This window comes from Variovorax sp. LjRoot175 (genome assembly GCF_964253805.1).
Lineage (GTDB): Bacteria > Pseudomonadota > Gammaproteobacteria > Burkholderiales > Burkholderiaceae_C > Variovorax.
In genome coordinates this window covers 23464-37716 of sequence record NZ_CAXURY020000003.1, presented here as the reverse complement: position 1 = coordinate 37716, position 14253 = coordinate 23464, and the positions used below count along the sequence as shown (strand labels likewise).

General features: G+C 64.5%; 12 protein-coding genes. 5 read left to right on the top strand and 7 right to left on the bottom strand.

Features of this window, described 5'->3' with window-relative positions; translation table 11 throughout:
- Positions 1-38: 38 nt before the first annotated feature.
- From ACSQ89_RS38045 to ACSQ89_RS38030, 4 genes are all read right to left on the bottom strand, one after another.
- Positions 39-1151 (bottom strand): FAD-dependent monooxygenase, encoded by a 1113-nt coding sequence (locus ACSQ89_RS38045; RefSeq protein ID WP_436297326.1) that lies wholly within the window; start codon positions 1149-1151, stop codon positions 39-41.
- A gap of 99 nt (positions 1152-1250) precedes the next feature.
- Entirely contained in the window at positions 1251-2477 is a 1227-nt protein-coding gene (locus ACSQ89_RS38040; protein ID WP_436297325.1) for an MFS transporter, read from the bottom strand.
- Complete coding sequence (locus ACSQ89_RS38035) at positions 2431-2781, bottom strand: Rieske (2Fe-2S) protein (protein WP_436297324.1); 351 nt, start codon at positions 2779-2781, stop codon at positions 2431-2433. Before ACSQ89_RS38035 ends, ACSQ89_RS38040 begins: the two co-directional genes overlap by 47 nt.
- A 9-nt stretch (positions 2782-2790) precedes the next feature.
- Positions 2791-3738: a VOC family protein gene (locus ACSQ89_RS38030; protein ID WP_436297323.1), complete on the bottom strand. Its 948-nt coding sequence runs from the start codon at positions 3736-3738 to the stop codon at positions 2791-2793.
- Positions 3739-3868: 130 nt separating this feature from the next.
- On the opposite strand from ACSQ89_RS38030, the gene ACSQ89_RS38025 reads away from it, so the two are divergent.
- From ACSQ89_RS38025 to ACSQ89_RS38010, 4 genes are all read left to right on the top strand, one after another.
- Positions 3869-5005 carry a Bug family tripartite tricarboxylate transporter substrate binding protein gene (locus tag ACSQ89_RS38025; protein WP_436297322.1) on the top strand — a complete coding sequence of 379 codons (1137 nt, stop codon included), beginning with the start codon at positions 3869-3871 and terminating at the stop codon, positions 5003-5005.
- A gap of 17 nt (positions 5006-5022) precedes the next feature.
- Positions 5023-6108 carry an aromatic ring-hydroxylating dioxygenase subunit alpha gene (locus ACSQ89_RS38020; RefSeq protein ID WP_436297321.1) on the top strand — a complete coding sequence of 362 codons (1086 nt, stop codon included), beginning with the start codon at positions 5023-5025 and terminating at the stop codon, positions 6106-6108.
- Between the two features lie 2 nt (positions 6109-6110).
- Complete coding sequence (locus ACSQ89_RS38015) at positions 6111-7061, top strand: PDR/VanB family oxidoreductase (RefSeq protein ID WP_436297320.1); 951 nt, start codon at positions 6111-6113, stop codon at positions 7059-7061.
- Positions 7062-7137: 76 nt separating this feature from the next.
- Positions 7138-7950 (top strand): ABC transporter substrate-binding protein, encoded by an 813-nt coding sequence (locus ACSQ89_RS38010; protein WP_436297319.1) that lies wholly within the window; start codon positions 7138-7140, stop codon positions 7948-7950.
- A gap of 30 nt (positions 7951-7980) precedes the next feature.
- Here ACSQ89_RS38010 and ACSQ89_RS38005 read toward each other — a convergent pair whose 3' ends face one another.
- From ACSQ89_RS38005 to ACSQ89_RS37995, 3 genes are all read right to left on the bottom strand, one after another.
- Positions 7981-8628 (bottom strand): TetR/AcrR family transcriptional regulator, encoded by a 648-nt coding sequence (locus tag ACSQ89_RS38005; RefSeq protein WP_436297318.1) that lies wholly within the window; start codon positions 8626-8628, stop codon positions 7981-7983.
- 911 nt (positions 8629-9539) lie between these two features.
- Complete coding sequence (locus ACSQ89_RS38000) at positions 9540-10910, bottom strand: DUF1329 domain-containing protein (protein WP_436297317.1); 1371 nt, start codon at positions 10908-10910, stop codon at positions 9540-9542.
- Between the two features lie 23 nt (positions 10911-10933).
- On the bottom strand, positions 10934-12616 hold the full coding sequence (locus ACSQ89_RS37995) for a DUF1302 domain-containing protein (protein ID WP_436297316.1): 1683 nt from the start codon (positions 12614-12616) through the stop codon (positions 10934-10936).
- A 584-nt stretch (positions 12617-13200) separates the two neighbouring features.
- Between ACSQ89_RS37995 and ACSQ89_RS37990 the strand changes: the two genes are divergently transcribed.
- Positions 13201-14247 carry a WD40/YVTN/BNR-like repeat-containing protein gene (locus tag ACSQ89_RS37990; RefSeq protein WP_436297315.1) on the top strand — a complete coding sequence of 349 codons (1047 nt, stop codon included), beginning with the start codon at positions 13201-13203 and terminating at the stop codon, positions 14245-14247.
- Positions 14248-14253: the final 6 nt, after the last annotated feature.

Genomic DNA, 14253 nt, shown 5'->3' with positions numbered 1-14253 from the left:
ATGAAGCGCCGCGGGGAATGCGGGAAGACCGGCATGGTCTACATGGGCTGGCCCAGGTACTGGTATGTCTCCAGCAGGAGGGCTGCAGATCTCTGCGGGTTGGGAACCGGCTCCTGCTCGTACTTGCACAGTTGCAGCGACGCGCTCCAGACCGTCTTCACTCGCTCGAACCGTCGCTTCGTATAAGCAGCCAATGCCTCCTGCAGATCGACCTGGTCCTTCACACACTGTGCGAGGACCACGGCATCCTCGATGGCCATGCCGCCGCCGGAAGTCATCTGCGGCGTCGGCGAGTGCGCCGAATCGCCCAGGAGCACGATGCGGCCCTGGTTCCACGGGGCCGGTACGAGCGTGATGTCGAAGGGGCGGACCAGGACCTGTTGGGGCGCGGTCACGAGCGCCAGTGCATCCTGGATCACGGGGGCGGAGAAGCCGGACAGCCGCTCGCGCACGAGGACATGCAACTGGTCGTCCGGCCAGTGAAGGTGTTCGGCACTGTTCTCCAGGAAGAACAAATAGCATGTCTCCTTCGATGTCGGCAGCGCGCCCACGACGCGCTTGCCGTCCGGCGAGCGGTAAAGACAGAAGCCATCGACCTCCGGAGGCCGCGGCGCGTTGAAGCGCCACGCGCTCTGGCCGGCGAACCGCACCCGATGCTCGGCGCCAAAGAACTGTTCCCGCAGCTTGGAATACGCACCGTCTGCCGCGACGACGAAGTCGTACGCGGCCTCGCGTCCATCGGAAAACACAACGTCGACCCGGTCGCCGCGATCGCTCACGGTCGTCGCGGTGAGGCCGCGCTCCACGGTCGCGCCTGCCTCGCTGGCCGCGGACTCGAGGATCCGGGCGAGCTCCGGACGGCGGATACCGATGCCGGGGGGCGTCGGGTTCGACATGAACAGGTTTCCGGCAGCGTCGTGCTGCTTGAACACCTCGAAACGCAGGCCGCTTGCCAGGCACGGCTCGGCCAGCCCGATCTCCGACAGCGCCCGCATCGTGTTGTGAAGCAGGCAGATGCCCGAGCCGACCGTAGACCTGACCGGCTGGATGTCGATGCAATGTGTCTCCACGCCTGCCTTGGCCAGCGCATAGGCCGCCGTGGCGCCGCCAATGCCGCTTCCAACCACAAGCGCCCGTTTGGCTCTACTCATGTTTTGTCTCCTGTTCCTGGTTCTGACGAGGCGGTCCATCGCCTTCGAGAGCTGATTCAAAGAAAGATCACGTCCACCGTCGACTCGATCCGCATGAACTCACGCGCTCTGCGCATGGAGTTGCGCCTTGCGGCTGCGCAATTGCAGGAAGAAGCAGAAGGCGACGGCGCCGATGGCGACGGCGGCCCAGCCAATGGCCCCGTGGCCATAGAACTTGACCAAAGTCCCGCCCAGGATCGGGCCAGTGGCCGAACCCATCATCAGCATCGCTGGCGTTGCGGAAACGGCGCGCCCGGACGGGTCCAGCTTCGCCAGTACGCCGAACGTGAAGATGTGCGTGAAGATGACCGTGGAGACGAAGAAGGCGCCTGCGGCTGCATAGACAGGGAATGCTGAACTCGATACCAGGGTCAACGCCAGTGCCGCCTGCGCCACCACGCCGGCGAGCACGACCTTGCGGGCATCGAGCCTGTGCTGCAGCATGGCAGCGATCGCACCGGGTGCGAGGTTGACCACCCCGACGACGATCAACAGCAAATGCAGATTGGAAGCTGTGTACCCGCGGTCGGCGCCCATTCGCTCCAGGAAACTGAACACCATGGCTTGCGTCACGTTCATCAGGCTGATGCCGGCCATTGCGCACCATGCCGCATTCGGCAGCGGACCCGCGCTTGGAGCGCGCGCCGCTGCTGCGGCCGAGATGGGTTGTACGTTCGGATACGCCAAGGCCGTGATGCCGCACGCGGCGAGCATGATTCCCCCGAAGACGGCAAAGAGCCCCGGGCCCCCGACCGCGACGATGATCTGGGGTGCGCACACCATGTAGGCGATGCCGAAGAACCCCACCGCCACCTGCATGAAGCCGAAAAGCCGATGCGGGTTGCTCGTGAGGGCGACAGTGCCGTGCGTGACGCTCAACCCGACCCCGGTGGCAATACCACCCACCGCATGCAGGACGGCAAGCGTTTCGAACTGGCTGGTGCGCGTGCAGGCCAGGAATGCGGCGCCTGCAGCGGCGTAGGCAACGGGGACGATCCAGCGCCCGCGCAAGCGGTGGAAGCGTGGCGCCACGATCATGCTCGCCATGACGGCGCCCGCCAGGAACAAGGTTGCCAGCGCCCCCGCCTGCTGGGGGTCGAAACCAAAGCGCGCGATCAATGTGCCGACCCACACCGGCAGCGCGACGATGTCCACCATGCCCGCACAGTGAGCCGCCATGAGTGCAATTCGCGTGCGCAGGTTGTCCGTCGAATTCATTGCAAGCCCCTTGGAAAGGTTGTCATTCATCAATGGCTGGTGCACTGATCCATAGCGCACCTGCCGCATCGCGCTCCACCATGACAGGCGTGAGCGATTGCCCGACACACGGGCCCTTCGTGCAGAACCCGGTGTCGATGTCGAACACCGCGCCATGCCCGTAGCAAACGATCGATTGCCCGTCGGCGCTCAGGTACGCGTCCTTTCGCCAGGCCAGCGGCGCCCCGTCGACATGCGGGCAGGCGTCCAGCCATCCCCTCACGCCATCACCGCGCCGGACCACGAACATCGTGTCCCGCAACACGCCTCGCGGGTCGAATCCGCGCGCTGCCCCGTCGGGGAGCTCGTCGACCCTGCACAGGTACGTTCGCATGGCTGCTCTTCAACTCGCCTGACCGGACGGCGGCGGACCACCGGGCGCCCACTTCTCACGGTGCTGGAGCAGAAAGATCTGCGATTCATCCACCTGCATGGGCGCTTCGCGGGCGACCCAGGCGTCGTCGTGCAGGTCCATGTCCGCGTCGTACTCCACGTGGCAGCCCACGGGGCTGTTGAAGTACCAGAACCAGTTGGATCCGAACTTGTGCCGCCCAGGACCCCAGAAGGTCTGATAGCCCTTGGCGGCAAAGCGATAGCCGCATTGCAGCACCGCGGTGGGGCCGCAGAGGTGGAAGGTGAAGTGCTCCACGCCCTTCATGAAGGCGGGAGTCTGGATCAGGAAGAGCGTGTGGTGATCCAGCGTGCCAGCGGGACGCAGGAAGCTGCCGGCGTTCGTGAACCGGTCGGTGCAGCGGAAGCCGAGCCGCTCCGTGTAGAACTTCGAGGCCTCGGCCAGATCGGGCACGAAGTACACCACGTGCGAGAGGGTCAGCGGCCGGAACTCGGCATCGGCGTTGGCTCCCAGGGTGTTGGGTCCGCGGCCGGGCTTGTTGCCGGGCGAGTTGACGGCTTCACCCGGGACGTCGATCTTGCGCCGCACCGACAGCTGGAAGCCGAGAACGAAGCCCATGTCGTCGGAAGCTTCGATCGAACCATCGGGCAAGCGCTTGACCTCGCGGTCGCGGCCGAGTTCGGCCGCAATAGCGTCCAGCGTCTGGCGATCTGCGACGCCGTAGATCGTCTTGCGCAGCATCGTTCCGGTTTCCATCGCCGCAGGCAGCGAGGGGTCGTCGCGGCGTGCAATGACGATGGATGTGCCATCGACAGCCTCGAAGCGCCCGCCGGAATCGCTCACACCGATCGGCGTCAGGCCGTAGTCGGTGAAGTACTGGACGCAAGCGGCGACATCATCGACGCCAAAGACCAGGGAATCAGGTCCAAGGATGTTCATCCGGTTTTCCTTTTTTCGACAGTGAAACGGCCCGAGGCCGACATGTGAACCGGTGCAATCCTATACGCTACGTCTCGTTATGATTTAGGGATAAACCCTTGATGACCTGTTCCGTATGGAAGGCTCACCCGTGACGGCGATTCACGTCGGAGATCCAGTCCCGGCGATTGAAATCGAGCGTCTTCGGGGTTTTCCCGGTATATTTCAATACGGTGCGTATTGTATTATTCACCATCAAACTCCGGGCGCTGAAATCGACCCGACGCCCGATCCACGGAGACGATTCATGATGATCTCGAGACGGCAGGCGCTGGGCGCTGCGGCCGCAATGCTGATGACCGGCGTTGCCGGCAAATCACTGGCGCAGGACTACCCCAGCAAGCCCGTGCGCCTCATCGTCGCGAACCCACCCGGGTCCGGCCTCGACGCCGATTCGCGCTTTTGGGCCGCAGGGCTCACAGCCGTCCTGGGCCAGTCGGTATTTGTCGAGAACCGCCCGGGCGGAGCGACGACGATCGGCACCTCGCTGGCAGCCAAGGCACCTGCGGATGGCTACACCTTGCTCATGGGGATTCCGAGCTCCCTGTGCTACATGTCCGAGCTGTACACGAAGCTGCCGTACAAGCCCTCGGACTTCGACGCCATCAGCCAACTCACGACCTTGCGCAGCGTGATCGTTGCCCACCCCAGCCTGCCCGCGTCCACGGCGTCCGACCTCGTCGCGTTGGCCAAGGCCAATCCCGGGAGCATCAACGCAGGAACCGTCGGTGTGGGCACCTTCCAGCATCTGCTGGGCGAGTGGTTCGGCGCGATCACGGGGACGAACTACAAGTTCGTGCCGTACAACACCACCAGTCCCTACACGGCGCTGCTTTCGGGCGAGACGCAGGTGATGTTCGATGCACTCGCGGCCTCCATGAGCAATGTGCGCGGCGGCAAGCTGAAGGCGCTGGCGGTGACGGGCAAGAGCCGTCACCCGCTTCTTCCCAACGTGCCGACGTTCGAGGAACTTGGCATCAGGGACTACGACGCCTCGACATGGTTCGGACTCCTCGCCCCCGCAGGCACGCCTCAGGCCGTGCTCGACAAGCTGGCCGCTGCATGCGCCACCATCGCGCGTAAGCCCGAGGTCGCACAGCGGTACTACGACTATGGCGGCGAGCCGGTCGGGAGCACACCGGCGGAGTTCTCAGCCCATATCCGCGCTGAGCGCGACAAATGGATTCCAGTGGTCAAGCGCTCGGGCATCAAGCTCGAACTGAGCTGAAGCAAGTGGAGGCACGCATGTTCATCAAGAACACCTGGTACGTCGCTGCCTGGGAAAAGGAAGTCACCGGGGACGGCCTCTTCGCGCGCACCATCATCGGCGTGCCGATCCTCATGTACCGCACTGCGGACGGAACGCTGGTCGCCATGGAGGACCGCTGTTGCCATCGCGGGGCGCCGCTCTCAGTCGGCAGGCGCGAGGGCGACTGCGTGCGGTGCATGTACCACGGCCTCAAGTTCGACTCGAACGGCCAATGCATCGAGGCCCCGGCGCAGCCCCGCATTCCGCCTCAAGCGAAGGTGCGCACTTTCCCCGTAGTCCAGCAGCATCGCTGGATCTGGATCTGGATGGGAGAGCCCGCGAAAGCAGACCCTGCCCTGATTCCGCAAACACCATGGCTGGACCATCCGGATTGGCGCAGCCTCGACGGCTACATCCACTACGACGTCAACTATCTCCTCATTTGCGACAACCTTCTCGACTTCTCGCATCTGCCGTTCGTTCACCCGACCACCCTCGGCGGCGGCGCCGACTATGCCTCGTTCCCGCCCAAGGTGGAGCGTCTCGATAACGGCGTACGCATCACGCGCTGGGCACTGGACACGGAAGCTCCGCCGTTCGTCAAGGCAGTGAAGGACTGGCCCGGCAAGGTGGACCGCTGGAACATCTACAACTTCACCATCCCGGCCGTTCTCCTCATGGACTCGGGCAATGCGCCGGCCGGCACGGGCGCGCCGGAGGGCAACCGTGTCGATGCCGTGGAATTCAGAGGATGCCAGGCGATCACGCCGGAGACGGAAAACTCCACGCACTACTTCTTTGCGCATCCGCACAACTTCTCCATCGACAAGCCGGAGGTGACGAAGTCCATTCACCAGAACATCGTGACTGCGTTCGAGGAGGATCGGGCGATCATCACGGCCCAGCAGAAGAACCTCGCGCTGGATGCCGAATTCAAGATGACCCCCTTCGCGATGGATGCGGCGCTGTCGCAGTTCCGCTGGGTCGTGGCGCGGCGCCTGGAGCAGGAAGCGGCCGAAGCCGCGGCCACCGTCGCGGCCGGCGGGCCCCAGCCCGTCACCCTGTACCGACAGCCCGCCTGACCATGCATGACGTGGTCGTGTCCCGCCTCACGCACGAGGCAGAAGGCGTGCTCGGCATCGAACTGCGCGCGGCGGACGACGGCGCGCTGCCCGCGTTCACGGCGGGAGCGCACGTGGACGTGCATCTTCCCGGCGGCTTGTGCCGGCAGTACTCCCTCACCAACGGTTCTGCGCAGGCAGACCGCTACTGCCTTGGGGTCGGGCTCGCCCCCCACTCGCGGGGCGGTTCCCGGCACTTGCACGAACGCCTGCGCACCGGCGATCGACTGCAGGTCAGCGCGCCGCGCTCCCTGTTCGGCCTGGCCTCCGACGCCCCGGAGCACGTCTTCATTGCCGGCGGCATCGGCATCACGCCGATCCTGAGCATGATCGAGGCCTGCCAGGCTGCGGGCCAACGCTGGCGACTGCTGTACTGCGTGCGCTCGCGCGCCCGCGCGGCCTACCTGTGGCGGCTGGGTGCCCACCATGCCCGCGTGCAGCTGCACGTGGACGAAGAGCAGAACGCGCTTCCCGATGTGGCCGGCTTCCTGCGCGCCATCCCGCGCACGGCCCATGTCTATTGCTGCGGGCCCGCGCCGCTGATGGACGCGGTGGGCCGGGAGGCGGCGGCAGCCAGCCTGCCCGCGCAGGCCGTCCACTTCGAGCGCTTCTCCGCCGACGCCGCTCCAGCCGATGCAGCAACGGACAGGGCGTTCCGGGTGACGCTGCGCCGCCGGGGGACGACCTACGTGGTGGCGCCCGGGCGATCGATCCTCGAGACGCTGGAGGAGAACGGCATTGCGCACCCCTGCTCCTGCCGCGAGGGCCTGTGCCGCACCTGTGAAGCGCCGCTGCTCGCCGGCAAGGCGGACCATCGCGACTTCGTGCTGAGCGAGGAAGAGCGCGTCGCGAACACGTCCGTCATCCTTTGCGTCTCACGCGCGTTCGACGACGAGCTGGTCCTGGACCTTTGATCCCGGCTCCATGCTTCTGAGACTTCTCCCCTTCAAAATGCACACACTGCGAGTTCTCTGGTTCGTTCCTTCCCCATTGGCCGTAGTCGCCGACGCGTTGAAGGTGACAGCAGATGTGACTCTGCACGCGGAGCGCAACCCATCTTCCGACGCACAGTTCGAGGCGCTCGCCACCGGCCGAGTGGATGCCGTAGTCACGGCAATGGACAACGTGATGGACTGGAACCTGCGCCCGGGACCACACGATCTCCGCGTCGTCGCACAGCTAGAGCGCACCACCCCGTTGACCCTCGTTGGAAAGAAGGTCCGAAGGAAGCTCCAGGATCTGTGCGGCGCCACCCTGCTCGTCGACGCACCCCACAACGGCTTTATCGTGGCGTTGCGCGCGATGCTGGCCGAGGAGGGGATCAGTCCCGATGCATATGCGTTGGAACCGGTTGGCGGGGTGACGGAACGCTATGACGCGATCGTGGCCGGGCGCGGCGATGCCACTCTCCTCGGCCCTCCGTTCGACGCGATGGCACTTCAGGCAGGCCTCAGCCGCATCGTGAGCGTGCAGGAGCGTTACCCCACTTTCCCTGGACAAGGCCTCGTGGTGAGCGCGGGTGCGCTGGAGCGGCTGCGCCCCACCCTTTTCGCATGGCTGCGCGGCCTGGAGAGCGCGCGCAAGCGCATGGGCAGCGACCCCGACGCGGCACGCCAAGCCTTGGCCTTTGCAGGCTTCCCCGCTACGGCCGTGGAAGCCATGGTCCGCTCCGCGCCGGTCTCGCTGCGCCCGGATCGCGCCGGGGTCGAGCTGCTCATCGAGCAGCGCCGCCTTGTCGGCCTGCCAGGCGCCGATACGGTCTACGAGGAACTGGTGAATCCCTCGGTTCTGCCCGAGGACTGAAGCCGCCTCGCCCCGGAGCTGGCCAGAAGCCTAGGCGGCCTTGCGCCGCCTGGCCGGCGCCGCAGCGGGCTCCTGCTGCGAAGGAGCCAGCACCTGCATGATCGCGGCGCAGTGCGCATCCGCGAACTTCTTGTCCAGCGGCAGGTGCCCCATGAGCAGTCGGAAGTAGATCGGGGCATACATGACATCCATCTGCAGTTCCGTGTCGATGTCGCTGCGGAACTCGCCGCGCAGGCGCGCTTGTTCCACCACTTCGCGAACGACGGCGCGCCGCCCGTACCAGAAGCGCTCGCGGAATTCGCGCAGCACGTCCGGGTCGCCCTGCCCCTCCGCCATGATCTGCGAAACGATCCGACCCGACCAGCCGCTGTACTCTTCCACCAGCAGATGGATATGGCGTATGAGTGCCTCGCGAGGGCTTATGCCCTTCGGCATGGGCGTGTGGCTCACGTGGGCATGCAGGAACGCCTCGATGACCACCGCAGCCTTCGAGTTCCACCACCGGTAGATGGTGGCTTTGCCTACTCCCGCCTCGCGCGCGATCGACTCGATCGAGATCTGCTGCAGGGGTGTCGTCTCCAGCAGCTTCAGCGCCGCATCGAGGATGGCCACGCGCGATGCGTCGCTGCGCACCCGCCCCGGCGAGCGCGGGCGCAGCGCGCCTGGGCCCGTGCCCACAGCAAGTCTTGCCGTGGTCGATGCAGAAGAACGGGCGCGAGCCTTGGCTGCGGCCCCCTTGGAAGAACTTTTGGTAGGCAAGGAAATCCCGATGCTAGTAAGACGGCTCCATTATCCGGGCCCCCATGCGCACAGCTGCACCGCGCAGAGGAGGCAGCCGGCCGGGCATTGCAGCGACGATGCGGCGTACCGTTCGCGGACGCGCCGGGCTCTTTCGCGTTCTGCTTGCATAGTTGCCTCAGTATCCACGCCTGGCACCTTCCTGGTTGGAATGTATCGAGTCGTCCCGTATTCTATTACGCGAGATCAGCCTCGCCGCTACCGCACACGCGTATTGCGCTACTTGCCCGAACCTTCGATGTCCCAGTCGACAATGGCACCCGTATTCGGCGTTGCCGTCGCAAGGGTGCATCGAGCTGGCGGAAGAACGCCGAACCGATGGCGACGTCTGATGCCCCTAGGAAGTCCTTCCAGCAGAGACACCACACGCAGTTCCAGTCAACGAACACCTCGTTCATATCCGACACACCGAAGCAGATGGGGCCGAAGCCGGTCGTGTGCGGCGACGGCCGAGTGCATCGCCGCGCTGGAAAGTGGACCGTGTCGTGCTTCAGCCGGGAAAGTGACCTGGCAGGCGGCTCACACCTGGATGTCGCCGACGCAGAAGTCGAACTTGTTGCGAGAAAAGACCCTCAACTTCTCGAAGTTCTTGACTCGCCACACGATGTGGCCGATCAAAGGACTCGCACTACGCCGGCGATGTCTCCGGCGTTTCAGCACGATACGAACCCTCTTCCAAGCGGAAGCGGGTTTGCGCGTCCGTGCATCCGACAATGTCGCGACCGAAGTCCCGGTGGAAATGGGGTGGACGACTCCAGATCGTCCATACCGTAGATGGAACTGCAAGGTACTCAGCGCACGCTGTCGCCAGCCAGTGCGTCGGGCGAGAAATGCTTCTCGGGCAAAGGCTTCGGCAGGAGTCGATATTGCTCCTTGGAAGAATTCATCAGCTCGGCAACGAAATAGGTCCCCGAGAGCAGGTCATAGGTGCCCCATGCGGTGCCGACGACCGCGGGAATATCGGGCATCGCAACCGGAATGGAAAAAGGCATGCGCCAAAGTTGTCCATTGGCGTCCCAGCGGTCCGCAACAACCGGCCACCAGCTGTCCTCATCGACGTAGTAGCGACTCTTCGTGGAAGTGTGGCGCTGCCCAGGCTTCAGCTCGGCTTCTACCACCCAGACGCGGTGCAGTTCCCAGCGGACATGCTCAGGATGAAGATGGTGCGGACCCAACACATCCGTGTCCTTGGTGGGCACGAGCAGCCGGTTCGAGTTGTATGGGATGTACATCTCCTTCTTGCCCACCAGCTTCCAGTCGAATCGCTCCAGGCGGGTGGCAAAAGTCTCGATCTCGTCGAACGTCACGATACCCGCGGACGTGGGATGCGGCGTGTCGCAACAGGAATTGGGCAGCTTGCGGACACGCCGCTGTCCCGTCAGGTAGACCCAGGTCGCGGTCTTGCTCTCATCGACGAACAGGTGCCCCAGGATCGCTTCGCCAGCCCGCAGAGCTGGAGCCGAAGTGGCAACTCGCACCATCCAGTAGGCGCCATCGAAGTTCTCCGCCGAACCCTCGCGGTAATAGTAGGGGGCGATGTTGTCGACGTTCACCGTATGCACCAGAACCGGACGGCCATCGGCGGTCACCTGGTAGCCGCTGCTTTGCTGGTTCCATGCGGCGCCGCGCCAGCGCACCTGGGTGTTCAGCATGACTTCGGCTCCGTTCTTCGGGATGGGGAACGGAATGCCGCCAAACGCGCCCTTGGTGACGGGACCGGCGGACGTGTCCTGCGCTGTGGCCCGTGTCGCATTCTGGAAGGTGTTGTCATACACCCACTGCGGTGCCGCAGCAGTGCGGTGCGTGGGATACACATCGACCCGGAAACTGTCCGGGTACTTCCGAAGCATGGCCTTGGTGCCCTCGGTCAGCTTGTCCGCAAACTGATCCATGTTCTTCGCGGAAATCTGCAGCGTTGGCTTCTCTGCCGCAAACGGGTCCGGCCTGCGGTCGCCATTGCGAAATCCCTGCGTCGCCGCCGTCAGGCCGCCATTCCAAGCCGGGATGGTGCCGTCACGGTTGCCGGCCCGCTCGGCGCCCAAGGGCGTCAGTTCGTCCTTGAGCTTGGCCGCCTCGGCGGCGCTCACGCCGGCGTGGGCGGCCCCGGCGGTGAAGAGTGCGGCAAGGATAGCGGCGCTGCACTTGATCGTGGTGGATGTCATGGAAATGTCCTCACTGGCGAATGTCACAGGGTGCGGCTTACCGACAGCGCGACGAAATCGCGGTCGCGCAGAAACTGGCGGTAGGAGAAATTGTTATTAGTGTCCAACAGCGTCCCCTTGGAGCCGAAGAACCGCGTGTAGGCAAGACTGAACTTCCACACGCCAAGGTAAGTGCCGTTCAGACCCAGGGTGAGGTCTCCGCCGTTCTCCGGAGGCATGGCGATGCCCAGCGCACGCGAACGCGAGCCCTTGGGGCTGTAACCAATGCCGATGGGAACACCGAGATCCAGCCCGGACACGACCTGGCGATACAGCGGTTCAAACTGCATGCGCAGCGCGACAGCATCGCGAGTGGAGTTGGCGTCCACCGCGCCGGGGTTCTTGCTGATCGACAGGACACGGTTCCAGGCGATCTCGCCCAGGAAGGTCGCTTCATTGAAGAGCGGTGTGCGCGGAACGGTCCACAGCGCGTTCAAGTTGAGGTGCGCCGTCTTGCCGACTGCATAGGCGGGGTTGCCACTGTTGTTGCTGGGCAGTCCACCGAAAAAGGATGCATCCACGGCACGGCTGCTGCTGGCGAGATCCTGGTTATGGCGAATCGAACCTTCGGCAGCGACGTTGACGTCGCCGAACGTGCGCGAAGCGCTGGCGCCGAATGCCGTGATGTTCTGGGGGTACACCAGCCGGTAGCTGACCGGCCCGGGAATGACACCACCAAAGGCCGCAGGCGCCAATCCAACGGAGATGATCTGCTGATGGGTCTTTTCATGAAAGCGGATCAGGTACAGGCCATAGTCGGTCTCGTCCGAGCGCAGCCGCAGTTGAACGCCGCCCTGGCCGCTGTCGCGGGCGCGCTGGTCATCAAGGCGCGGCGCGTTGGCTGCGAAAGGGCTGCCCGGGCCTGCGAGGAGGAGCCGCTCGGCACCTTCAGGATTGGCATCGACCCCCGAAAAGTAGCTGCCTACCGCCGGCAGGCGATTGGGTCGCCACTTGAACTGGTAGTACGCGCCGATCGAGAACGTTGGAGTGATCTGAAACTGAGCCGAGACCTGGGGAACCGGGCGAATCGCCTCCTTGAACTGCGTATTCGGCACGGACACGAGCTTGGTTACGTCGACCGGGTTCATGCCGCCCGCGATGGCGTTGTTTCCGAAGAATAGGCTTTCACCCCAGACCAAACTGTGCTGCCCGAGCCTCACAGTGCCCCGCGTGGACCCCATGTCGAAGCCGCCGAACACAAATGCGTCCAGCGCCTCGAGCTTGCGCCCATGCAACCGGCGTGTCGCATCCGTGAACGCATTGAAAGGAACCGAGACCTGATTGGGAAAGGCTCCGCCGGCGAAACCAGGGTTGTCGTTGGTTTGGTTGTAGACGTTGTCGTACCAGCCGGCGGCGCTGAAGCGCAGGCCGTGACGCTTGGCGTAGACGGCGTCGAGCTCAGTAAGAAGATCCAGGCGGTTGGAGATCAGGCCCTTGTTGAAGTTGCGGTCTCCGTCATCGTTGTTCGGTCGGCGCAGCAAGGCTGAATCCTGCCCTCGCAGCCGCGCGGCCGCGCTGTACTTGATCGTGTTGTCCCAGCGCACACTGAGATCGGGGTTGCCCGTGTCGAACTCGATGGCGAACGCATTGGCTCCGGCCACACATGCCGTTGCCCCCAGCGCAAGCCGCCGCAGTCTGGCGGACCCCGGTAGACGGTTTCTTTTCACCTTGTTCTCCTCGTTGATGTAATCGTTGGTGGTAATGCGCGGGGTCTCGCTCGTCGGCACTAAGGCAGCACGGCCCGATGCTCCGCAGCTGCGAGGTGCTGAAGAGGATGGGCTGACGCGCCTGGATGCGTCGAGCGCTGCACTCGAGAGCATTCCCGGTTCCTATCGGGCGGTCACGTGGGATGACCCAGGCGTTGGTAGGTCTGCAGCAGCAACGCCGCCGAACGCTGGGGGCTTGGAACAGAAGCAGGCTTCACTGTGACTCCGACAAGATCGAACCGAATGCGAAACTGTACGTCTCGATTTACTACAAGTTATTCGGTGTTTACCCCGATCTCCCAGTCACGCAAGACGCCGGTTTTCCCCATTGACGTCACAGCCACCCGCACCTAGCATTCGACGACGATACGGTCCGTATCAGTTCGCTTGGCGCATGGGACGTCGATGGTCGCCCTTCGAAAGCCGCTCTGCAAAACAATGGAGAAGTTGAAATTGAGCCCCCGACTAGGCACCGCGCTGCAAATGGCGTGCGAGCAAGGCGATCCCCTGCCGGAAGAACGCTCGCGCATGAACGAGGTTGCGACATGAAGCGACGTACGCTTCTTTTGTCGCTGGCAACATGCGGAAGTGCCTGGTCGGCCCCTGTGAGTCCGGCCCTGGATCGACGAGCGGTGACGGTGCGGGCCCCCTCTCGCGCGGTATTGCTGGGGGCAGCGCTCGCGGGCGAGCGCTTTGTGGCAGTGGGCGAGAGGGGCCTTGCCGTGGTTTCGGACGACGGCTGCCGCACGTGGCGCCAGGCGCAGGTGCCGGTCAGCGTGTCGCTGACTGCCGTCGCTTTCGCCGATGAACGACATGGCTACGCAACGGGCCATGGTGGCACCGTCCTCCGCACAACTGACGGCGGTCTGACCTGGGCGCGCCAGCTGGACGGACGTGCGATCGCCACGATGATGCAGGAATCCGCCATGCGCGGAGGAGACGCGGCCCAGCGCAAGGCGGCGGACCGAATGGTGGCCGACGGCCCCGACAAGCCATTGCTGGATCTCGTCGTGTCCAGCCCGTCGGAGGTGTTCGTCGTGGGCGCTTTCGGCATGGCACTGGCCACCGCTGATGGCGGCAACACATGGGCGGTGCGCTCAGGCCTGTTGGACAATCCGAAAGACTTGCATCTCTACGCTGTACGACGCCGCGCCCAGGTCATCGCGATCGCCGGTGAGCAGGGCCTCTTCCTGCGCTCCGACGACGGAGGTCATAGCTTCCGCAAGCTAACCCTGCCCTACCAAGGCAGCTTCTTCACCCTCGAACTGCCCTCCGAAAGGGACATCATCACGGCAGGCATGCGCGGGAATGTTTGGCGCTCCGCCGACGCGGGCAGCAGCTGGCAGCAGCTTTCATCGCCTTCCCCGGCCGCCATCATTGCCTCCACCTTGCGCCAGGACGGCAGCTTCGTCCTAGCGAGTCAGGCGGGCCAGTTGCTCTCCAGCACGGGCGCATCTCTCGAGGTGCTGAAGACTCCCTCACTGCCGCCGCTCACGGGCGTGCTGCCCCTTCCCGGCAAAGCACTTCTCGCGCTGAGCGTCGAGGGAGTGCATCTTCTGCCTCCCGTGGTCGCCCTCAAAAACACCAACTGATCCTCC

What these genes read in the sequence shown, in the direction of transcription:
- ACSQ89_RS38020 (WP_436297321.1), top strand. Translation starts at nt 5,023, where the DNA reads ATGTTCATCAAGAACACCTGGTACGTCGCTGCCTGGGAAAAGGAAGTC.
- ACSQ89_RS38015 (WP_436297320.1), top strand. Translation starts at nt 6,111, where the DNA reads ATGCATGACGTGGTCGTGTCCCGCCTCACGCACGAGGCAGAAGGCGTG.
- ACSQ89_RS38035 (WP_436297324.1), bottom strand. Translation starts at nt 2,781, where the DNA reads ATGCGAACGTACCTGTGCAGGGTCGACGAGCTCCCCGACGGGGCAGCG.
- ACSQ89_RS38030 (WP_436297323.1), bottom strand. Translation starts at nt 3,738, where the DNA reads ATGAACATCCTTGGACCTGATTCCCTGGTCTTTGGCGTCGATGATGTC.
- ACSQ89_RS38045 (WP_436297326.1), bottom strand. Translation starts at nt 1,151, where the DNA reads ATGAGTAGAGCCAAACGGGCGCTTGTGGTTGGAAGCGGCATTGGCGGC.
- ACSQ89_RS38000 (WP_436297317.1), bottom strand. Translation starts at nt 10,910, where the DNA reads ATGACATCCACCACGATCAAGTGCAGCGCCGCTATCCTTGCCGCACTC.
- ACSQ89_RS37990 (WP_436297315.1), top strand. Translation starts at nt 13,201, where the DNA reads ATGAAGCGACGTACGCTTCTTTTGTCGCTGGCAACATGCGGAAGTGCC.
- ACSQ89_RS38040 (WP_436297325.1), bottom strand. Translation starts at nt 2,477, where the DNA reads ATGCGGCAGGTGCGCTATGGATCAGTGCACCAGCCATTGATGAATGAC.